Below are 21,991 nucleotides of genomic sequence, written 5' to 3' on the forward strand. Positions count from 1 at the left end.
ATAAATTATCGCTTTTGCAGGTCAACAAATCTGTGTTTTCTATTGCCACCCCGGTTCGATTTGCCTATCTTGCAGTCAGCACAGACACCGTTTCTCTGGTGATTCAGGCGGCTGATCGAATCGTCGGACTACAGGACTTGGGATATAGTAATGGATGGTGTCTCAGATCGTCAGAGATAAACACCTTCGTTTTGAAGAATCAAATCAGTCAGAACAGGCTTTATAAATAGAAACGCGTTCTGATTTTTCCTGATCTCTTACACTGGTTTTGAACAGTGTTCATTTTGCTTGCTCAAGTAAAGCAACTATAATGCCATCATTCAAGCCCGTTTCCGCTTGAACATGAATCAAAAACTCCCCTTTTCTATTTGAATCACAAGGATTGAGAATGTCGACCGAAACCAACTCACTGCCGTATAAAGTCAAGGATTACAGCGAAGAAGAATTCCAGAAGCTCGCTGCCTGGGGTCGCAAGGAAATTGAACTGGCAGAAACGGAAATGCCCGGTTTGATGTCTTTGCGGGAAAAGTATGGCAAAGAGCAGCCTCTTAAAGGGGCTCGGATCGCCGGTTGCCTGCATATGACCATTCAGACCGCTGTGCTGATCGAAACATTAACCGCACTGGGAGCGGAAGTTCGCTGGTCGAGCTGTAACATTTTTTCCACACAGGACCATGCCGCGGCTGCGATTGCAGCGACCGGCGTACCGGTTTTTGCCTGGAAGGGCATGAATGATGAGGAATTTGACTGGTGTATTGAGCAGACGCTCTACTGGCCGAACGGCGAATCCTTGAATATGATTCTGGACGACGGTGGCGACCTGACTGTCATGGTACACGAAAAGTACCCCGAAATGCTCAAAAGCATTAAAGGTCTGACCGAAGAAACGACCACCGGCGTGCACCGTCTGCATCAGATGCACGAACAGGGAAAACTGGGTGTGCCTGCGATCAATGTCAATGACTCTGTCACCAAGAGTAAGTTCGACAACCTGTATGGCTGCCGCGAATCACTGGCAGACGGCATCAAACGTGCCACCGATATTATGATCGCGGGTAAAGTGGTCGTTGTCTGTGGATATGGTGATGTTGGTAAAGGTTGTGCCGATGCGATGAAAGGTCTGGGAGCACGCGTGCTGGTCACAGAAATCGATCCAATCTGTGCACTGCAGGCAGCGATGGAAGGCTTCGAAGTCACCACGATGGAAGACGCTGCCAGCCGCGGCGATATCTTCGTCACGGCTACCGGCTGCTGCGATGTCATCTGTGGCGAGCATCTTGATAACATGAAAAATGAAGCGATCATCTGCAACATCGGTCACTTCGATTCCGAAATTCAGATCGCTTACCTGAAGAATCGCAAAGACATCGAGCAAATTGAAATCAAACCTCAGGTCGACAAATTTGTTTATCCTGATGGCAAAGCGTTGATCGTGCTCGCGGAAGGCCGTCTGGTCAATCTGGGTTGTGCAACCGGCCATCCTTCGTTTGTGATGTCAAACAGTTTCACCAACCAGGTAATCGGCCAGATCGAACTCTGGAACGAAACCGACAAATACGAAATCGGAGTGTACATGCTGCCGAAACAGTTGGACGAAGAAGTTGCCCGTCTGCACTTGGACAAACTGGGCGTCAAACTGTCGAAACTGTCAAATGACCAGGCAGAATACCTGGGCATTCCTGTCGAAGGACCTTACAAGCCGGAATACTATCGCTATTAAGAGCGATGAGCCTCCGACATTAGACTTTGAAGCCTCTGAATCACCCAGGTTGTGGTTCGGAGGTTTCTTTTTGGTAGTAATCCAAACTGTGATTGTCAGCTGAGGAATGAGTTTTTATAATCCGAAAGCAGTTTTTCATGTGAAAACTGATCCTGCAACCCCTTTCATCACAAACAGAGAAAGCTTCTTTCATGACACAGTCTTCTTCCCGCCGTGACTTTCTGAAACAAACAACGGCCTTTTCCGCCGGACTTGCCTTGAGCGGTTGGGCCGGTTCCGCGTTTGCGACGACTTCACTCAATAATCCTTTGTTCGAAATTTCCCTGGCAGAATGGTCTCTGCACCGTGCACTCAAAGGAGGAAAGCTGGACAACCTGGACTTTGCCAAAGTCACCAAAGAAGAGTTTGGTATCAATGCCGTTGAGTATGTGAATCAGTTCTTCAAAGACAAAGCCCGGGACAAAAAATACCTGGCCGAAATGAATCAGCGGGCCGCTGATGTGGGCGTGAAAAACCTGCTGATCATGATCGACGGGGAAGGGGCACTCGGTGATCCCGATCCCAAAAAGCGGACACAAGCCATTAAGAACCATCACCAGTGGGTGGAAGCGGCCAAAACACTGGGTTGTCATTCCATTCGCGTGAACGCCCGCAGCAATGGCAGTTATAAAGAACAGCAAAAACTGGCAGCCGACGGTTTACGTCGTCTGACTAACTTTGCCGCAAAGTATGGCATTAACGTGCTCGTGGAAAATCATGGTGGTCTGTCTTCCAACGGTGCCTGGCTGGCTGGTGTGATGAAGATGGTCAATCTGCCCGGCTGTGGCACATTGCCCGACTTCGGAAATTTTGTTCTCGACCGTAAAACCGGCGAAGAATATGACCGCTATAAAGGAGTCAAGGAACTGATGCCTTATGCCAAGGCCGTCAGTGCCAAAACACATGAGTTCGATAAAGATGGCAACGAGATTAAGACAGACTATGTGAAGATGATGAAAATCGTGCTCGATGCGGGCTACCACGGCTACGTGGGCATTGAATACGAAGGCAAAAAACTCGACGAATATGCGGGCATCAAAGCCAGCAAGAAACTGCTGCTCAAAGTACGGGAAGAACTGACACCAGAGGAAGCAGTCGCTCCTCAGGCTGTCGAATGCTGTGAACCAGGTCGCAGACGCATCTTCCGCCGCCGTCGTCTTTTCAGAAGATAAACGGTCTCTATTTCAGAGCAATAAAAAAACGCCTCATCGCAACAGTCGCGATGAGGCGTTTTCTGTTTTTACAGATCGACTATGAGGCACGATGTGCATTCGAGACGTCCCGATCAGAGAGAATTTCTCTGGCGACATCGGTCACAAAGTTATCAGCGCCAAGCCATTTCTCTTTTTTCGGAGCAGGGGCCCCTACATTCATGCCAACTCCCGGCTTCCAGAGCGCGGGCAAGGTATGCTTCATGGCTGACATGTAAGTTGTAAAGACCGGATACTTGGTATCAGGATTGTCGTTTTGGTAATTGTCCATCTTTTCGACCAGTTTGTTGTGAGCAATTTTGGGATGTCGATGATGGGGACCATGCACGAAGATATCGAAGTTAATGTAAGTACAAATCCGGGTAATCAGGTTGGAACCGATGACAGTTCGTGTGCCCAGCAAAGGATCGTAGCTTTGCATACCCAAGTGTTCTGTGAATTTGCGGAAGGTCTGAATCACACTGGCAACCCAGTGAGGAATAATCCAGGCTACAATGAATGGTTTCCAGAGCGAGAACCAGGCAATGGTGCCCAGAATCAATGCCCAGACAATCGCCATCACGGCATATTCCATTCGCATGGCTTTCATGATTTCCGGTTTTTTCACCGGCGTGTTTCTACTGAAACACAAGCGAGCGTACACAAACGGAGATGTAAAAAATCCAAATGGCAATTCCAGCCAGCAGAAAATGCGGCGGAATGTCAGTGATGTTTTCGGGTCGGAATAAGGCCACAATTCCCAGTCGCCGGGCTTGTTCAAGTAAGCATGGTGACGGATATGGGCTTCCCGATATGCGGTATAGGATACAAACAGCATGGTACCGATGGCTCGTCCCAGCCAGATACTGACCCAGGGCTTTCCACAAATTCCCTGGTGGGATGTTTCATGAAAACAGCTTGACCAGCAGAACATGCTGTAAGCAGCGATCAACGTCAAACCGACCTGGTAATACCAGATACTGGAAGGCCATTGAAAAGCCAGCGCTAAAATAGCAGCTGATCCAAATAGCGAGTGTAAAAAACGGGGTGTTGTCGACTTTGTCTCGAGATCGCAGATCTCTTTGGCGGTATAATGGGTAACCGACATGGCACGTACCTCCTGGTTGTGCTCAAACTTTTAAAACGGTTCGTTAAAATACGTATCGGAAATGCAGGCCTATGCTTCATCAGGGGAAATGCAACATTTTGACCAGTTCTGATTGAGTTCTGGCAGAATCGTTTGCCTTACTCATACTTCCCGGTACTTTTAGAATAAGTCGATAAAAGACTAATGTAGAATTGAATTATCAGGCAGCGTAGAGAATTTACGGAGCGAATACGCAGATCTCTGCCTGTGCCGATTATGGCGATTGCACCGCCAGTAATATCAAGCGAGGTCGTTCAGGTACGAAGGAGTAACCACAACAATTGGAGTTACTTTGAGGCAGGCAGATAGAGCGAGGATTCGGGAAACAACTTCTTGGTCATCAGCACTGTCTTTGATTTGCCACCATGCCAGAGATCCCATTTCGGATCGGCGTATTTGGCAAAGAACTGATCCATGCGCCTCTTGAGTTCTTTTCGTTTGCTGTTGAATTCAGAATCTTCGATCAGATTCTTTCGTTCTCCGGGATCTTGCGTCAGTTGGTAGAGTTCGTTCGGCGTTTCGCGAAACCGTTCAATGTATTTCCAGTCTCGGGTTCGGATGGCGCGCACATTTTCAAACTCATAGAACACGGCTTCCGACCAGGGAATCTGTTCGCCCTTGAGTACCGATGCAAAATTACGGCCGGGAGTTGCTGGCTTTTCTGGAATTTGATCCTGCAAGCCCAGATAGTGGAGCAGGGTCGGGTAGACATCATAGTTCGCGACCATCATATCCTGACGGGCACCCGAAACGATTTTTCCAGGTTGAGAGAAGATCAGCGGGATTGTCATCGTCCAGTCGAACGCCGTTAGAGGTCGCGTATGATCGCCCATGCCCCAATAGCCACTATGCCCGCCGGCCAGCCCCTGATCAGCAGTAAAAATCACCAGCGTGTTCTCGCGAAGTCCCAGTTCTTTCAAGGTCTGCATGATCTCTCCAACGCCATCATCGACGGCGGAAACTTCTGCCGCATATTTGCGAATGATGCCGAGATCACCAATCCAGTCCCCATAATTGAAGTTCCAGGGCTGTGGCTTTTCTCGAGGAAACGAGGGGAATGTCTTTTTTTCATAGTCTGCTTTGAACCGGTTTTTGATCGGCTCCTTCATGGCTGAACCTAAGCCGTAAGGACCATTGTATGCCAGGAACAGAAAGAACGGTTTATCCTGATTTTGTTTGATGAACTTGATGCCGTTCTGCGTCCATAAATCCGTGAGGTAGGTTGGCTCCTCTCGAATTTTTTCGTGCTCGATTACTTTCTGATTGTAAAAACCCGCACTGCCGCCATGTGGTTTCGTAATCCAGTAAGAAAAGCCTTCCTGCGGATAGAGGTTATCTCCCAGATGCCATTTGCCCGAAAGTCCGCAAACATATCCGGCATCATGCAGGACTTGTGGAATCGACTGGAACTCTTCCAGCGTATTAAACGAATCGGGGCCGGTTTGAATGCGAGGTCTGAGATAACAGTGCACTCCATGCTGGCAGGGCATCAGACCGGTGAGAAACGAGGCACGGGTCGGAGAGCAGACAGCATTGTTCGCAAAGGCGCGCGTGAACAACGTTCCTTCTTTCGCCAGCTGGTCAATATGCGGGGTCTTAATATCCTTGTTGCCATAACAGCCCAGCGTCCATTCACCATGATTGTCAGTCATGATAATTACAACGTTAGGCTGCTTTTGCTCTGCAGCCGGCAAAATTCTAACGGTCAAAACACTTAGGAACAGGATCAGGCTACTGTTAAGAATTACTGAAATTACCCGACGCATGAGTGTCGCCCCTTCCGGAAGTCAAACCTGGATTTCTTACGACTGTTAATTAAATCATGCGGCATCGTCGGATTATTTTCAAGCGGTTCCTTTGATAGAGTCGTAGATTTATTACCGATTCAACGGAATTCTGAGAATTCCACATTCTGTCATCATGTCCAGTCGAGATTGAGTGGCGACGCAAATGGGGTTTGAAGGGAACAGAAATGAAGCAACGTGATACAGATTAATAATGAGGTGGCTTTTCCTGATAGGGATCCCGGCCTTCGTCTTCTTCTTCCAAGGCGCCCAGACGGGAATCAAGTGATTTCAGTGACTTATTCAAAGCATCAACGGTTGTGTTCTGCTGGATAATGGCCTGATTTAACTGTTCGACTTCATGTTGAAGATGCATCAACACGGATTCGACCTGAGTTAAACGAGACGATAGTTCTTCCAGACTGGATGGAATCTCATTCATTCGAGAGCGTGCCTTTCGCGGACGATACTTTTTTTATTGTGCAGAAGAGTTATGATGACGTTATGATTTTATTTCGTCGCGTTCTACTTTGAAACAATCTGAGGTGAGATTCACTATGATTCAGCGATTTCGGTTTTGTCTGCAGACACTCTTATTCTCGATTGCGTTCTCTTTACTCCTGTTTGCTGAATCCCAGGCTGCCGAAAACACGTTTCAGATTCGCTTTACTGATTCAATACATCAGCAACCCTATACAGGACGCGTTTATCTGATCTTTACCCGCATGGATCGCGAGCCGCGACTGGGCCCCTCCTGGTTTCAACCAGAATTATTCATTGCGCTAGACGTGAAAGACTGGCAGCCGGGAAAAACTATTGAGTTCGCTCCCGATACGAAAGGGCTACTTTCATTCCCAAACCCATTGTCCGAAATGAACCTGGCAGGGTATCGTGCACAAGCCGTGGTTCGCTTTAATGAAACAGAGCCCCAGATCGGCACCGCTCCTGGAAACGGTTATAGTCGAGTCATCACCGTCCCCGCAGGCGGATTTCCAAATCCACCGCTCCTGACGGTCGATAAACTGGTGCCTGAAAAATCGATTAAAGAGAGCCGCTGGAACAAGTATTTCAAAGTTCGTTCTCCCCTGTTATCAAAATTTCATGGACGCGATACCTTTTTCGAGGCCACGGTTCTTCTGCCACAAAGTTATTATGAGCAACCCGAAAGAACGTATCCGGTGATTTATACGATTCCCGGCTTTGGCGGCGATCATTTACGCGGACGGAGTTTGACTCCTGTCTCAGAGCAGAATGAAGGAGGCGTAGAATTCATTCGCGTCTTATTAAATCCGAATTGCCGCTACGGGCATCATGTCTTTGCCGACTCGGCCAATAATGGCCCTGTTGGAAAAGCATTCACGACAGAGTTTTTGCCTGCACTCGAAAAGAGCTATCGTGCGATTCCCAATCAACGTGCTCGGTTTTTAACAGGACACTCTTCGGGAGGCTGGTCTTCACTCTGGTTACAGGTAACCTATCCCGATACGTTTGGTGGTACGTGGAGTACCGCCCCCGACCCCGTAGATTTTCGAGATTTCCAACAGATCAATCTCTACGATCCTTCAAGCAACATGTATCGTGATGCCGCGAATCAACCCAGGCCGCTTGCCCGTATGGGGCAGCAGCCAGTCTTATGGTATGAATCCTTTGCCAAAATGGAACACGTTCTAGGCCCCGGCGGTCAGCTGCGAAGCTTTGAAGCTGTTTTCAGCCCGCGCGGAAAAGATGGAACACCCCAAAAACTGTATGACCGGGAAACCGGGACCATCGACCTTCAAGTTGCCAAAACCTGGAAAGGCTATGATATCCGGTTGATTTTGGAAACGAACTGGGAAAAACTTGCGCCTAAACTGGCAGGAAAGATTCATGTCTTTATGGGCGATCAGGATACATTTTATCTGGAAGGGGCAACGGTGTTGCTCAAACAGTCTCTGGATCGCTTGAATGGGGACATCGCTGCAGATACGGTGGTCGAGATCTTTCCGGGAAAAAATCATTCATCGTTGATGACCAGAGATTTAGTCATGCGGATGCGAAAAGAAATGGTGCAAATGTTTCTCGCACATCAGGATGAGATCAAATAAAACGCAGCGCACTTTATTGCTGTTTAACTGCCGATGTAGCGAGCATAGATTGTTTTTGCGATCGAGGGATCATCGGTGCCTTTGATGATGGCGCGACCATCACGAAACAGGCTGATTTCATAATCAGGATCTTTCAGATTCAATCTAAGCAAATACGCATTGAAATCGACCACTCCAGAATTCTGGAGTTTTTTCGCCAGCTCTTCAAAGATGATCTGCCCTTTATCTGCGGGTGAAACCTGAACCGCATTTCTGCCGCACAGTCGCGTGGTGCGCGAGCCTTGTTCTCCCTTCAGCCAGATTCGTTCTCCCTGATGACAGGCCTTGCAGCCCGCTTTGTCACGGAGATCGGCCACACTCATCTGCCGGAATGATCCCTCCCAGACATCGACGACAGTCAGTACCGGCTTGATCTGTTCTTCAAGTCCAGCAAGCAGCTTGATTGCGTCAACGGCTTCTAATGACGCGATCACATTCACCGTTGGTCCCAAGATGCCCGCGGTATCACAGGTCTCCGTGCTTCCCGGTTCCGGAGCAGAATCGATCAGGCAGCGCAGGCAGGCAGTCTTGCCAGGCAGGATCGTCATCGTTTGCCCGGTACTGCCGATACAGCCGCAGTAAATCCAGGGGATGCCCAGTTCCAGTGAGACATCATTGATCAGATAGCGGACTTCAAAATTATCTGTACCATCCAGAATTAGATCGACGTCATTTGCCAGTGCTAAGATATTGGTATGATCAATGTCTTCCACAATCGGTTCGATTTTGACTTCGCTGTTAATTTTTTTCAGTTTCTCAGCAGCAGCAATCGCTTTGGGAAGTTTTGCGGCCACATCAGTTTCGTCAAACAGGACCTGTCTCTGCAAATTGCTTAGTTCGACAAAATCGCGATCCACAATTTTCAATTGACCAACGCCTGCCCGGACCAGCGTTTCCGCTAAGACGGTTCCCAAAGCGCCACAGCCGCACAATAAGACGCGACCCTGCATCAAGCGGGCCTGGCCTGCCTCCCCCAGTTCTGAAAAGAGGACCTGCCGACTGTAACGTTCCATTTCCGATTTCATATTGATCGTCGCCTGATAGCTGATTTAGAAAAAAGATCTCTCTTTATTTTAGCAATCAGTGACCGGGATAACAGAGCGCCGTCATGAGAACCATGTGTTCTTACCAACCAGGGCGTTCTGATTTGCTGACGGGCATCAAAAGAGCCCCGCCGCGGGAAGCAACGAGGCTCGGCTCTGTTTCAGTTCGTATTCACTATGAGATCAGTCGACGCTGATTTCCTGAAGCAACGAGACAAATTGCGGCTTGATCAAACGACGAGAATGTTCGTTCCAGCCTTCTGCCGCCACTTTCAAAGTGATCCTGGGTTTGATCCAGGTGGCAACCTGTTTGTTCTTCACAAAAGGTTTCTTTTGTCTCAGTTCTGGCAAACGAGACTCCCACTCTTTTCGAATATCTTCCGGAAGGTCGCTACCGATAATGTATCCCGCATACACCAGCTTCTTGTTATAGGAAGAGGCGATGAGAACCGAATCGATCTTTCCATTTGGCAATGCCGAGTATCCGAGTAGCAGACAGTCATACTCCTGCAGGGGCGCTGTCGCGGTTTCTTCAGGTTCCTTTTCTGGCTCAGGCTCGGGAAGCGCTCCACCGGCTGCTCCGGCTGCTGCCGCTGCCTTTTCTGCCATTTTATCTGGCGTCTCTTCGCTTCCGCCCGCAAAATCGTCCAATGCTTCTTCCAAATTGTCTGCGCCGTCACCTTCCGCATTTTTAGCCTGATCAACAATTGTAGCGACCAGGTTGACATTCGCCGATTTTCGCACTCCCCAGTCTTTGAACAGGGAATTGAATTCAAAACCACCTACTATGGCAAACGCGCTGATAAATAAAGTCAGTCCCCAGACTGCCATATCTAATTTCCAGGCACCTGCCGGAAAACGACGAACCGTCGGTCCCCAGATTTTGAGCGGCGTCAGGAAGATGCTCAAGATACCGAACTCGACTGATTTCGAGACAGCGTTCAAGTAGACAATCATATGCGCAATCATAAACATCAGAAAACCAACAGTGGCTTGTGTGATGGTCCACAAACATAACTCAGCTGCGCTGGAGCAATAATATCGTGCACCAATACTCAAACCAATGGCGGCAATCGTACCGAATCCTAAGATCCAACCCCATTCCGGAATGATTTCCCAGACAGTTTGCGGTTGTGGTTTGATTTCTACCTGATCCTCGAGTTCAGTCTGGCCTACACATTTTCCCAGAGCTGGATAGTAACCACACTTCGGGCACCAGGAAGAAAGGCCCCAAGGCTCGTAAGTACCGCATTCAGAACAGGTCGGTTTTGCCTGCGAATTGTGGATATCCTGTAAAAGCTGGTCGTTACTCTTATTAATTTCTGGCATAGCTCGGTTACTTTTTGAAGTAGACAGAGATGTAGATCGATACAATTTTATGTGACTCTCCGAGAACCTTAGCTTACAAAAAACAACATCACCGTACTTTGAGTGGAATAAATATCCCCATCCGAGTATAAAACCCCACACCAGAATCAACACAATCCTCGTATCCCCTGTAAACGGCCTTTCAGTTTTTACCGTGGGACGTGTATACAAAAAAGGCCGACGCACCATGAAATGCGTCGGCCTGAGAGTTGTTTATTGAGTTTCCTCTAAAACAAATCAGTTAACTTTCAGTAATTCAATGTCGAAGATAAGGACTTCGTTTGGCCCGATATCAGGACCTGAACCGCGGGTTCCGTATGCCAGATCGCTGGGAATATACAGCTGCCATTTATCTCCTTCTTTCATCAGCTGCAGGGCTTCTGTCCAACCACTGATCACACCACTAACCGGAAACGTTGCTGGCTGTTTTCGTTTGTAAGAACTATCAAACTCTTTTCCATTGATCAAAGTTCCACGATAATGTGTGGTGACTCTGTCATTCGGACCGGGAGTCTTTCCTGTTCCCTTCTTAATGACTTTGTACTGCAGACCACTTTTCGTTGTCTTCACGCCTTCTTTCTTGGCATTCGCTGCCAGAAACTGTTTTCCTTTTGCAACGTTTTCCGCTTGTGCTTTTTTCATTTTTGCTGCCTGCTGATCGCGTAATTCCTGCTGGAAAGCAATCAAGGTGGCACGGATTTCTTCTTCGGTCATCTGTGGTTTTTGTTTGGTCATGGCATCAAGAATGCCTTTGACCAGAATTTGTGGGTCGACGTCTAACTGATCCCGCATCAGATTTTGCCCCAGATTGTAGCCAATCCCGTAACTGACTTTCTGTTTCTGGTCTTTTAAGGCGGATTTACCGGAACCTGCTTTTTCGTTCTGCGCGTTCGCTAGTTGGGCAAATCCAAACAACGCAATACATAAACAGGCAGAGAGATGCCATTTCGACATAGGAACAACCTTTCGGTGAAGAATGAAAATAATGTTAAAGGGGGTAACCATACGGGACGGCGAGATCCGGATAGCCGCGGTCGACGTCCGGATTAGCAGGTGATGTATTGCATGGTGTCCTCTTTCGGAGAGGAACTTCGACTTAAATCAAGTTAATGATTATACGTAAGTCTCCCGTAAAGTGTCTACAATAAACGGCAATTCGCCTGTAAAACAGCGTTTTCTGTCACAGGCGGTCCGGTTGCAACCTCTGTCCATCTTAACGGACTACGTTCTGAAAACGCGTCACCGCTTCATTGATATTATCTCTGCTGTTGAAAGCACTTAGGCGGAAATATCCTTCACCGGCAGCGCCAAATCCACTGCCCGGAGTACCGACCAGATGTGCTTTTTGCAACAATTCGTCAAAGAAGTCCCAACTGGACGCATCCCCGGGTGTTTTGAGCCAGACATAAGGAGCATTGACGCCACCGTAAACTGAAATCCCCACCGATTCCAAACCTTCTCGCAGCAGGCGGGCATTTTCCAGATAGAATGCGATCAATGACTGAATCTGCTGTTTGCCCTGCTCAGAGTAAGCAGCTTCCGCCCCTTTCTGAATGATGTAAGACACACCATTGAACTTGGTGCAGTGGCGTCGATTCCAGAGAGGATGAATGTCTGTTGTCACGCCCGCTGCCGTCTTTCCTTTTAATTCTTTGGGAACGACGGTGAATGCACAACGGGTTCCGGTGAAGCCGGCGTTCTTACTGAAACTGCGGAATTCAATTGCGACTTCTTTGGCTCCCTCAATCTCATAAATAGAGTGTGGGATTTCATCGTCAGTAATAAAAGCTTCATAGGCAGCATCAAAGAAAATGATCGACCCGTTTGCTTTGGCATAATCAACCCATTGTTTGAGGGTTTCTTTGGTCGCAACCGTTCCCGTGGGGTTATTCGGATAACAGAGATAAATCAGATCAACGGGTGAATCAGGCAAAGCCGGGACAAAGTTATTCTCGGCAGTAACAGGCAGATAAGTCAAACCTGCATACCGTCCACTTTCATCTGCTTCACCCGTGCGCCCGGTCATCACGTTGGTATCAACATAAACGGGATAAACGGGGTCTGTCACAGCGACTTTATTCTCAGCACCAAAAATATCGAGGATATTTCCCGTGTCACACTTCGAACCATCGGAGACAAAAATTTCGTCTGCGGAAATATCAACACCCCGCGACTGAAAATCATTTTTCGCGATGGCATCTCTCAAAAACGCATAACCCTGTTCGGGACCATAACCACGAAACGTCTCCGGATTTCCCATCTCATCGATGGCAGCGTGCATGGCTTCCCGGATCGCGGGCGGCAATGGCTCGGTCACATCACCAATACCCAGTTTGATCACCGCCGCACTCGGGTTCTCTTCGCAAAACTTGTTGACACGACGTCCGATTTCCGGAAACAGATACCCCGCTTTGAGCTTCAGGTAGTGATCATTAATCAAAGCCATTTCACGCCTCAAATCATAAATAAACAAAACTAGTGTTGGTGAATTATCGAGAAGGATTTTTTCAAAACCAGAAACGCCGTTGTATTTTGAATTCGGTCGAATTGCAACCGACGCGCACAGGAGAGACGGCTTTTCACCGAAAAGGTTCAATTCTCTATCTTCTCCGAACTGGCATTTTCATCCACATCAAAGGGGCGCGGCAACGCATTGAACCAGAACCGCTTTGTCAGTGGCTCAATTTGTGTTAAGCCTGTGTAATCACTAATTTTGCGCTTACCTGTGAACCGATGAGCTGCGCTTTCGAACAGCAATTTGACTTGCGGTTGCTCTGAGTCGTTCTCCAATTCCTGATCCGTCATTCTGCTGACCGCGATGGCCACACCCAATTGAAAGCGAGCCTGGGGATAGATGGGGGCACCGAGTTCGACCAGCGACCAGCGATCAACGCGAACTCGACACCAGGAACTCAGCGGACGAGGTGGATCAACAAACGACTGGAGTGCAGGGGGGAGCTGCGATTTTGCTTCTTCATCAACCAGCAGTGTCACACGATCATGCGAACTCGCGTACAATCCCCAGGCAGGCCAGTGATCGAAATATCCGGTTGGTTCTAAAAAGGGCGCCAGTATCACAAACCAGGCGATCGCCAGGATGCCTTTTTCTTTTCCGGAACAATGTTTCCAAGACAGGCTGATTTCAGAATGATCAATGGATGCCTCTCCTGATCTTGCCCGGCTCAGCACTCCACTAAACAGGATCAGATCCTGCAGAATGAAATAAATATTCCAGATAAGAACGCCTCCATGGTGATTCATTCCCCAGGGACCGACGGCAAGAATAAGACAAACATGCATGGATACCGCAGCCCAGAGTGTCCATCGGCGGGTACGGGGAATGAACAAACCTACGGCTATCAAAAATTCGGCAATCGGAAAGGAAGCAGAGATCAGGGTTAAGGTACGCTCTGACCAGTATGCCGTCGACACCCCAATTCCGGTAAAGAGACCTTTGACTAACTGCGGCCCCAACGTCTGCACAAAACTGGCATCGCACTTGGAGATCGCGGAATAGAAATAAATGCTGATCACAAACAGCCGAAACAGTCGCACAGCCCGCAGCGGTTTCAGACAGGTCAGCAATAGAAAAGCGATTGCAAACTGATAAGCCCAAGGTTGAAGTCGATGCTGGTCAAACGCGATTGAAATCAGGAATGCGAAAAAAAACAGACCACCGCATATTTGTTGGCCTGATTCCCAGATCTCCTGATTCCGCCTTGGCCGAACCCATGAAGCAAAGACCATTCCCAGAATCAACAAACTTGAGATGACCATCGTGGTCAACGTCAGCCAGTCTACCCAGGTCGGCAGGTTAAAAATGAAAGGGAATAAAGGGACCTGAGGAAATACCGTTTGCGGTGCCCAGAGCCGCCAGGTATTAAAAAGCATCCCCAGCGAGAAACATGCCAGAATGATTTTCAGTAATCGTAATTGAAGCTTCGCGTGTGACATGGATTGGGATCGCCGTTTTTGCGCTTATTATAACGACCGACGATGAATATCACCGCGCTCTGACAGAGACACTCAGGAAAAAACCGATGAATCAACTGCTTAATTGAGTGAGCCTAAAATGATTCCCGTTGATTCCTGATCCTCGTAAACGAGTTGTACCTCGGTGCCCGGATCATTCGAACCACGCCGTACCAGCGCCATCGCGACGGCAGGATACCTTCCATACGATCTGGCAGAAGAAGAAATGATACCCACCTCCTGTTGATCATCGGCGTTTTTCACAACCACTTTTGTTCCCGCGGGAGGAATCCAGGCCTGATCAAGACCAATGGCTCGCAGCTCTCGATTTACGTGACCTAGTGAATCAATTCGCGCAATCGGTTCCTGTCCCAGATAGCAGCCTTTTTTGAATGAAATCGCACGCTCCGTTCGATTTACTTCCTGAGCCAGATTCTCTTCTGAAAGATCAATTCCATATGTGGGGAATACGGATTCAATGCGAAGTGCCTGGAAAACGTCTTGACCTGCCGGCGTTGCACCCGATTCAAGCAGACTTGTCCACAAATCAGAAATTTTGCCATACAGCAGACAACAAAGGTACCCAGGCTGTTGGAGCCAGTCGACACGTCGTATCGTCAAATTGCTATCATCATCCGTCACACGTAACTGTTGATTTACCGTAAGAGACTCCACTGGGAATCCTGTTCGACAGAGAATGTCGGTTGATTCCGGGCCGCTCAAATACAGATTGCCATACTCTGGAGATCGCATTTCAAAATTGGCATCTTCCAGAATGATATAACGATCCAGGTGTTTGATAATCGCGGTACTTTCTCCCGGTGCGGTATCAATCCAGATCGACTCTTCATGATTGAAGGCAAAGATGTGACCAAGAATACGGCTCTGAACATTGGTAATAAATGCCTCGCAACCCTGATCTTGCTGTAAATTCTTGATGTCGTTCGTACAAAAATTATGCAGGAATTTCTCTCGATCTTTACCCTTTAATTCTAGTTGATCACGATGAGTCAGGTCGAACAGCGCGGCACTTTCATGCGCGCTCTGATACTCTTTTTCTGGCGCCCCAAAATCTGAAGCAAGTGGATGAAATTGTTCAAGATCTTGAAAGACCGCACCTTTTGATTGTTGAAGTGTCTGGAATTGGCGTAATGGCATTCGGTTTCCACGCAAACAGTTTGAGAAGGGAATGAAATAGAATAATGATAAATAAGTAAGAATGACGCATTGGAAGAACTCCGCATAAGAGTTCTTCCGCTGAAGCAGAATCTGAATCTGGTTGCAGTATAAATACATGGACAGATATGGAGATAAGAAATGCTCTCTTATCTCTTTTGGAGAAGGGTTCTGTTTAAAGAAGTGGGGTTGCAAAATTCATTCTATGAAGCGGCCTGCTTTTTTCAAGAAAAAACTTTGCCCGAATCAAATGGATTCGAAGACTACTCGATTTTTTCAATCTTCAAGTTATCGACGTTCAGTACTCCAATACCACCATTGAGCCCCAGCTGAATCACTGCCTCCCGCGTCTGCGGGGGGATCGGAATCTTTTTTGACTGCAGATGCCATTCACGACTTCCGATCCACGGGCCAATATATGCCTGTCCAATATTCCGACGAATCTTATCATAAAAATGGATAATAAAACCGGGCTTTTGAAAGTTTTCAGCTCCCTGAGCTGTGTTCAAATAATTTACTTGAAGACTGATCTCGATCGCATGGACTTTGGAACCATCAATGGCCATTCCCTGCAACATTTGTGATAACCTTCCTGGAGTATCATTTTCAAATTGCAGATAGTGGCTTCCCTCAGGAGCATTGACGTTGATCCTGTTTACACGACGTTGGTAGTGCCAGTTATCAACTTTTTTGTCATTGTTCGCATCGATTTCAAAACCGCCATTGATGATTTCCGGCTTCAGGGGATTCGGTTTGACTTCACGTTTTTCTTCCGAACGACCCGTCATCGGTACAAATAACGTCGGGATGAGCCGTTTATGCTTCAATTCTCCCTGTTCTTTCTGAAAGAGATGGAAGACCTGTTGATATCGCTCTCCCAGAGGAATCAACAACATGCCGCCTTCTTTCAACTGATCGATTAAAGGTTTAGGTACTTTTTCCGGAGAGCAGGTGACGATGATCTTGTCGAATGGTGCTTCTTCTGGCCAGCCAAGATAACCATCACCGATTCGCGTGTGAACGTTGTCATATTTCAACCGTTTCAACCGTACGGCCGCTTTCTTTCCGAGCCCTTCCACAATTTCGATGGTATAGACATCTTTCACCAGACCCGAAAGTATCGCCGCCTGATAACCACTGCCTGTGCCGATTTCAAGTACTTTGTCATCAGGCTGTGGATCGATGGTTTCTGTCATGTACGCGACGACATAGGGTGGAGAAATCGTCTGCTTATAGCCAATCGGCAATGCCAGATCCTGATAAGCCAGGTTTTTCATGTTGGAACTGACAAATTCATGGCGGGGAACCTGCTTCATGGAAGAAAGTACGCGCGGGTTTTTGATTCCTTCCCCCTCTATATATCGGGTCACCATTTCATGACGCAGATTCCGAAAATAGGCGCTGCTCTGTGCAAATGCTGACTCTGGAGAAATTCCTATCGTAAAGCTGGCTAAAATGTTGACGATTAAGAAGGAAATGATTCGCTTCATCAGAGAACCTCTTTGCAGATTTTGCTGTGAGTTTTCGCGATTTAAAACGGAAATTATCATAAATTATAGCACTAGGAGGTGACCTGAGTTAATGTCGATTTCTCAATAAGTGACGATGACTCAAGAGATTGAATACGGAATGTACAATTTCTATCTACACAGAAAAGAAAATTCGTTATGATTCGTGAATTAAGCCTGTTTTCGAATGATCTTTGAGCGGATGGACTCCAGTCTGATGTACGTGTTACGCGAAACAACCATTTTTTGCACTCTCTGCGTTGTACTCTTGTTACAAGGATGTGGATCGGCCGATTCTCCGTCTGTAGAGAAACCGATTGAGACTTCGAGCATTGAACACGATTCGAAAATAACGATTTCTGAAGATGTCACCATAACTGTCCCCCCTGAAGACCCGCAACGCGAAGTCAAAGAAGTATTCCAGAAACTGCTGACGAATCGACTGGAACCTGATCCTGACGAATGGAAAAAAGCCGACAAGCAGTTAACGGCCTTTGGAAAAACGGCTGTCCCGACGTTGACCACTGAGATGTCCAACTCTGACCCTTCAGCACGTGAGCTGGCCAGCATGTATCTAGCCAGTTTGGGCCCGGAAGCGAAAGAGGCAGCACCAGTTCTGGAACAAGCACTGCAGGATGAGTCACCATTTACACAAGTCAATGCAGCATCAACGCTTACACATTTTCCTGAATATCGCGATAAGGCCATTCCTGTATTGATCAGCCTGACCAAACATACCGACGCTAATACCCGTCTTACCGCGATTTACGCTCTGGGAAGCCTGGAATCTCATGAGGAAGCACAACTGCAAGCCATCAAAGCAGCCCTCAATGACTCTGACAGCGATGTCCAGTTAGCAGCGATCAAGGTACTCGGTCAGATCGGAGATCCTGCAAAAGAGACTTTAACCGATCTGCAGACACTGATTGATAACAGTGAAACTGATGAAATTCTGAGAGAAGCAGCTCTTTCCTCAAAATCGCAGATTGAACAGGCAAAGCAATAGATTTCGCTGCCAGCTCAACTCTCTCTCAAATCAAACCAGGCAAATATGACTCATTTGCCTGCCCGCTTACAATGATTATGACGATTTTCCCAAACTCGTCTCTGAGTGAGATTTCCGACATGTATCGGAGAAAATCAATTTTCTGAAGATCTTCCGCAAATCCGTTTGACTAACGAGACGCGTGACCTACTTTTATTGGCAGAGAGGGACTGCTGACCTCTCAACGCAATCATCTTATCTATTTCCTCCGCTTCAAATCGAGGCGAGGATCTACAGCGCGGCAAGGAAAGCTGGGAGCTTTGAGGGGACCTTGCCGCGCTCTTTTTGTCTTGAAACCATCTGACTTGATGGTGCTTGATACACTGGTCACTTCCTGACTTACGAAGGACCATCCGCATGAAGCAAACAGGCACCCTCGAGCAGAATTTTACTGGAACAGCTCATGGCAACCAGAATACATTGGTTGCAGCGATCCCGCCGCAACGGACTCACACTCGTTGAATCGCTGGTCTCTGTGACAATCACAGCGATTGCCGGAGTTGCTCTATTCTCAGCGATCGGTGCTTCTCTCGGGGCCAGTTACTCATCATTGAATCATAATGTCGGCACAGGTCTGACAGATCAAATGCTGGAAGAACTCTCGGCGGTCCGATTCCCCACATCAAGTGACACGCGCCCTCACTCCACTGCAAACCGAAAAGATTTTGATGACCTGGATGATTATCACAACTGGTCGGATTCACCACCAAGCAGCAAAAATGGATATCCCTTAGGTCAGGAACCTGTCACGATTCTGGAACGCTATTTGATTACACGGCCCAGTCTGTTGATCCCTGATACAAGTTTTTTAGACAGACTCAGTCGAGAAGTCACCGTCGAGCGAATCAGACATGACAGCAGCTCAGGCTGGGTTGTGACAAATGATGAAACCGGGTTTCGCCGCGTCACAGTCACCATCAAACTGGCAATGACGACGGACACAGATTCGCGGAGTCACACGATTTCAGAGGCATCACGAATATTCAGTTATGTACCACTTTCACCCTGACAATTCGAAAACAGCAACGCACGTCTTATCAGAAGGTCCACTCGTAATTGAGATGGGCCGTGTGCGTTTCTGCGCGGTTCGAACTCGGGTTTCAAGCAGCGGTTTAACGCTGGTTGAGTTATTGATGGCAATGGCCATCTCCTCCATTCTGGTTGTCGCTTTGGGTGGCATTGTAACGGCCACACAATCTGCCTGGAAACATACACAGGGTATCGAAGATTCTCAGGCACAAATCACTGCGACATTTGATCGCATTAAAATGATGGTTTCACAAGCGGGCATTTATCAGGTCAGCGGTCAACCGCCTCAAGTCGGATTGGCAGTAGTCACACATTCCTGGAACAGTGTTGACATCGCCAACACACTTGTTGTGTGGACGGGAGGCCGTAATGGCGGCATTAGCGATCAGGGAATCGTGACGCGGCTTCCGAAAATCAACGAATTATTAATCTATACCAGCGACCCCGAGGATGCACACAATCTGATTGAAGTTGCTTTACCAGACGTTGATTCGTCAATCGATTTCAATAGTTCTTCATTCAACAGCACCATTCGTTCGGCCATCAAATCGAACAGCGCCGAATCAGCATTGTTGAGCGATCGAATTAAAAGTAGTCAGTTTGTACTGTCAGGTAATCCCTGGGGATCGCCCATCGGAAATATTCGATTTGATATCGTGAAAACCCCTAGTGACAGCATTCTGAACGGAATTACACCAGGAACCAGTGACTGGATGAATCTTCCCTGGCCACAGGGAACCACAAGTTCTACGAGTGGATTACGGCTGGTGACGATCAACTACGAAATTCAGTTTGAAACAGCAGAACGAACGTCATTGAACGATGTCAACTCACCCACGGCACTTCCGTTTTTTGGTTCCAGTTCGAGGTATTATGCATATGCACCTTAAGCAGGATAAAAACAACTCGTTTCTGGCAGTCCGTGTGATCAAACACAGTTGGAAGCGGAACGTACGCACCTCGCGCTCAGGTATCTCTTTGATTCTGGTGATGTTTGCCTTAAGCATGTCTTTGGTTTTAACGTATTCCTTTATTCAAACTCAAAGTGTACTGACACAGATTTCCGAAAATGGCGCACGCCGCGACCTGGCGATGAACGCTGCCCGCGCAGGCATGAACGACGCACTCAATCGCCTGAATACGCTTGAGTGGGGGGGAGTCAATGATCAATATCTCCGCGAATTTCAATCCGACTCTGATGGAACCAGTACTTATAATATCTCGTTTCAAGCGCCCAATGATTCGCTCAATTCGGTCCTGGAACTGGAAGTGCATTCGTTGGGTGTCTGGACGTCTGCAGAAAATAACAATCTGCGATCCGAATATCAGATTACGGCAAAAGTACAGCTCGTACCTCGCCTGAAAGATAGAGCCATTTTACCTGGTGACTCTGCCAGCGCGACCGATCAGGCCACCAATCCAGGGGATTATGATGAAATCAGTCAATATGCCCTCTTTGCCGAAGAAGGACGCGACTCACTTATTCTTGATCCCTGTGACCGTATTGATGGCAATCTCTGGTTAAATGATGAGCTGGTTTTATATGAAGATCCCAATTGGAATTCATCTGTCCGCAGTATATTTCTGCAGGATCTGGGGAACCGCCTGGTGACATTCCCCGATGGTTCTACGAGTCTGTCCGATGCCAGCCTTCAATATCCGCATCCGATCGCGGGTAACATTACGTTTTATCATTCTCCTTCTTCGTCCATTCAGCAGGATCTGGCTGATCTGAAAATCAACTGGTCAATGACTGTGGAAAAGCCCGCTATTCCGTCTTCGGATACATCAAAGTTTTCGACCTATCAGCTTTATGCTGGCGGGCCGGAATATCAGGCTGTTTCGGTTAGCTCCTCTTTATACAACGAGACATTAAGGCCCACACCGGAAAATCCTCTGGGAATTTTTTATCGAAATGGCAGCATCAATATTTTTGATAACGTTGTCATTCAGGGAACACTGATCGCAAAAAACAAGATTTTCTTTCGAGGAAAGGGCATTCATCTCACCGCATTCAACTGGAAAGATGCCACAGGCGAACCACTGGTTTCGGACGCAGATCGGTGGCCGCGGCTGCCAACAGTAATTGCCGACGATATTGACTTCGAACGAGATACACAAACTACGATCGAAGGCGCTGTTGTCTGTCATGATGATCTGAGTGGCGCCGGCGGTTCTGTCGATTTCCCTGGAGTGTCAGTGATCCAGCTGACGGGAACTGCCACAGCAACTTCCATCGAACAACCCTATAGCACAATCACGCTGAATGAATTCCGAATACTGGATAGCCTGACTGCTAATGGTAATTATGCGATCTGGTTGAACACAACTGGAATGAACCAGACAGGTGCGACCGGAAGCTGGTATCCGATTGTGGGAGTCGACAGCCAGAACCAGCAATTAACTGTTCGAGGCGAAATTGATCATGTCGTGGCCACGGGTTATCTAATCAAACGGCATAAACGAGCATTAACACAAATACGCGGACCCGTTTGTGCAGAAACTTATAATTTCAACCGCTTGAATGAATGGGTGCTTTCGACTTCGCTTTGGAACGATCGTAAAAACACCTGGGAAATTGAAAACGATTTAAGGACGCTGCTGGGGATAGACTTACTGGGATTCAGCGAATGGCTGGCAGACCCGCTGAATTTTCCTGGCTGGAGCTCCTATTACCAGTTCTTCGGTTTAGATCTGGAACCTACATTACACATACAGCATCTGAAAGATCAGGAATACCGTTGGGAACCGCCTCTGTTTCAACCTTATGACGGCGGCGATGCCAACAGCGAATACGCGGGCTATCGCTGGTCTCTGATTGACTGGAAAGAAATTCCCTAAATCCTT

At 47.8% G+C, this 21,991-nt stretch carries 17 protein-coding genes; 7 read left to right on the forward strand and 10 right to left on the reverse strand.

All coding sequences use genetic code 11. The annotated features are described in order from the left end of the window. Nucleotides 1-388 precede the first annotated feature (388 nt). Complete coding sequence (gene ahcY / locus Enr17x_RS29225) at nucleotides 389-1,720, forward strand: adenosylhomocysteinase (RefSeq protein WP_145313836.1); 1,332 nt, start codon at nucleotides 389-391, stop codon at nucleotides 1,718-1,720. 191 nt (nucleotides 1,721-1,911) lie between these two features. Then, the gene (locus Enr17x_RS29230; RefSeq protein ID WP_145313837.1) at nucleotides 1,912-2,931 is read left to right on the forward strand and encodes a TIM barrel protein; all 1,020 of its coding nucleotides are present in this window, start codon (nucleotides 1,912-1,914) and stop codon (nucleotides 2,929-2,931) included. A 79-nt stretch (nucleotides 2,932-3,010) separates the two neighbouring features. On the opposite strand, the gene Enr17x_RS29235 is transcribed toward Enr17x_RS29230, so the two are convergent. From Enr17x_RS29235 to Enr17x_RS29245, 3 genes are all read right to left on the reverse strand, one after another. Beyond that, a complete protein-coding gene (locus Enr17x_RS29235; RefSeq protein ID WP_145313838.1) occupies nucleotides 3,011-4,057 on the reverse strand; it encodes a fatty acid desaturase family protein in 1,047 nt (348 codons plus the stop codon). 326 nt (nucleotides 4,058-4,383) lie between these two features. Further along, on the reverse strand, nucleotides 4,384-5,862 hold the full coding sequence (locus Enr17x_RS29240) for a sulfatase family protein (RefSeq protein WP_145313839.1): 1,479 nt from the start codon (nucleotides 5,860-5,862) through the stop codon (nucleotides 4,384-4,386). A gap of 226 nt (nucleotides 5,863-6,088) precedes the next feature. Further along, the gene (locus Enr17x_RS29245; RefSeq protein WP_145223040.1) at nucleotides 6,089-6,322 is read right to left on the reverse strand and encodes a SlyX family protein; all 234 of its coding nucleotides are present in this window, start codon (nucleotides 6,320-6,322) and stop codon (nucleotides 6,089-6,091) included. A gap of 115 nt (nucleotides 6,323-6,437) precedes the next feature. On the opposite strand from Enr17x_RS29245, the gene Enr17x_RS29250 reads away from it, so the two are divergent. Beyond that, entirely contained in the window at nucleotides 6,438-7,964 is a 1,527-nt protein-coding gene (locus tag Enr17x_RS29250) for an alpha/beta hydrolase-fold protein (RefSeq protein ID WP_145313840.1), read from the forward strand. Between the two features lie 23 nt (nucleotides 7,965-7,987). Here the strand turns inward: Enr17x_RS29250 and Enr17x_RS29255 are convergent, their stop codons facing one another. The 7 genes from Enr17x_RS29255 to Enr17x_RS29285 form a co-directional block, all read right to left on the reverse strand. After that, nucleotides 7,988-9,028 carry a ThiF family adenylyltransferase gene (locus Enr17x_RS29255; RefSeq protein ID WP_145313841.1) on the reverse strand — a complete coding sequence of 347 codons (1,041 nt, stop codon included), beginning with the start codon at nucleotides 9,026-9,028 and terminating at the stop codon, nucleotides 7,988-7,990. A gap of 201 nt (nucleotides 9,029-9,229) precedes the next feature. Further along, nucleotides 9,230-10,375, reverse strand: a complete 1,146-nt coding sequence (locus Enr17x_RS29260) for a hypothetical protein (RefSeq protein WP_145313842.1) — start codon at nucleotides 10,373-10,375, stop codon at nucleotides 9,230-9,232. Nucleotides 10,376-10,651: 276 nt separating this feature from the next. After that, complete coding sequence (locus Enr17x_RS29265; protein ID WP_145313843.1) at nucleotides 10,652-11,368, reverse strand: FKBP-type peptidyl-prolyl cis-trans isomerase; 717 nt, start codon at nucleotides 11,366-11,368, stop codon at nucleotides 10,652-10,654. A gap of 259 nt (nucleotides 11,369-11,627) precedes the next feature. Further along, nucleotides 11,628-12,860, reverse strand: a complete 1,233-nt coding sequence (locus Enr17x_RS29270) for an LL-diaminopimelate aminotransferase (protein ID WP_145313844.1) — start codon at nucleotides 12,858-12,860, stop codon at nucleotides 11,628-11,630. 146 nt (nucleotides 12,861-13,006) lie between these two features. Next, complete coding sequence (locus Enr17x_RS29275; protein WP_145313845.1) at nucleotides 13,007-14,368, reverse strand: MauE/DoxX family redox-associated membrane protein; 1,362 nt, start codon at nucleotides 14,366-14,368, stop codon at nucleotides 13,007-13,009. Between the two features lie 99 nt (nucleotides 14,369-14,467). Next, on the reverse strand, nucleotides 14,468-15,544 hold the full coding sequence (gene ygfZ / locus Enr17x_RS29280; protein WP_198000871.1) for a CAF17-like 4Fe-4S cluster assembly/insertion protein YgfZ: 1,077 nt from the start codon (nucleotides 15,542-15,544) through the stop codon (nucleotides 14,468-14,470). 281 nt (nucleotides 15,545-15,825) lie between these two features. After that, entirely contained in the window at nucleotides 15,826-17,052 is a 1,227-nt protein-coding gene (locus Enr17x_RS29285) for a protein-L-isoaspartate(D-aspartate) O-methyltransferase (protein WP_145313847.1), read from the reverse strand. Nucleotides 17,053-17,287: 235 nt separating this feature from the next. Here Enr17x_RS29285 and Enr17x_RS29290 point away from each other — a divergent pair, with 235 nt between their 5' ends. The 4 genes from Enr17x_RS29290 to Enr17x_RS29305 all read left to right on the forward strand — a co-directional run bounded on the left by Enr17x_RS29290 (nucleotide 17,288) and on the right by Enr17x_RS29305 (nucleotide 21,985). Beyond that, a complete protein-coding gene (locus tag Enr17x_RS29290) occupies nucleotides 17,288-18,076 on the forward strand; it encodes a HEAT repeat domain-containing protein (protein WP_198000872.1) in 789 nt (262 codons plus the stop codon). Nucleotides 18,077-18,518: 442 nt separating this feature from the next. Further along, a complete protein-coding gene (locus tag Enr17x_RS29295; RefSeq protein WP_145313849.1) occupies nucleotides 18,519-19,124 on the forward strand; it encodes a type IV pilus modification PilV family protein in 606 nt (201 codons plus the stop codon). Further along, nucleotides 19,105-20,034, forward strand: a complete 930-nt coding sequence (locus Enr17x_RS29300; protein ID WP_145313850.1) for a prepilin-type N-terminal cleavage/methylation domain-containing protein — start codon at nucleotides 19,105-19,107, stop codon at nucleotides 20,032-20,034. The genes Enr17x_RS29295 and Enr17x_RS29300 overlap by 20 nt, the downstream gene beginning before the upstream one ends. Next, a complete protein-coding gene (locus Enr17x_RS29305; RefSeq protein ID WP_145313851.1) occupies nucleotides 20,024-21,985 on the forward strand; it encodes a hypothetical protein in 1,962 nt (653 codons plus the stop codon). The genes Enr17x_RS29300 and Enr17x_RS29305 overlap by 11 nt, the downstream gene beginning before the upstream one ends. Nucleotides 21,986-21,991 lie beyond the last annotated feature (6 nt).

This window comes from Gimesia fumaroli, assembly GCF_007754425.1.
Taxonomy (GTDB): Bacteria; Planctomycetota; Planctomycetia; order Planctomycetales; family Planctomycetaceae; genus Gimesia; species Gimesia fumaroli.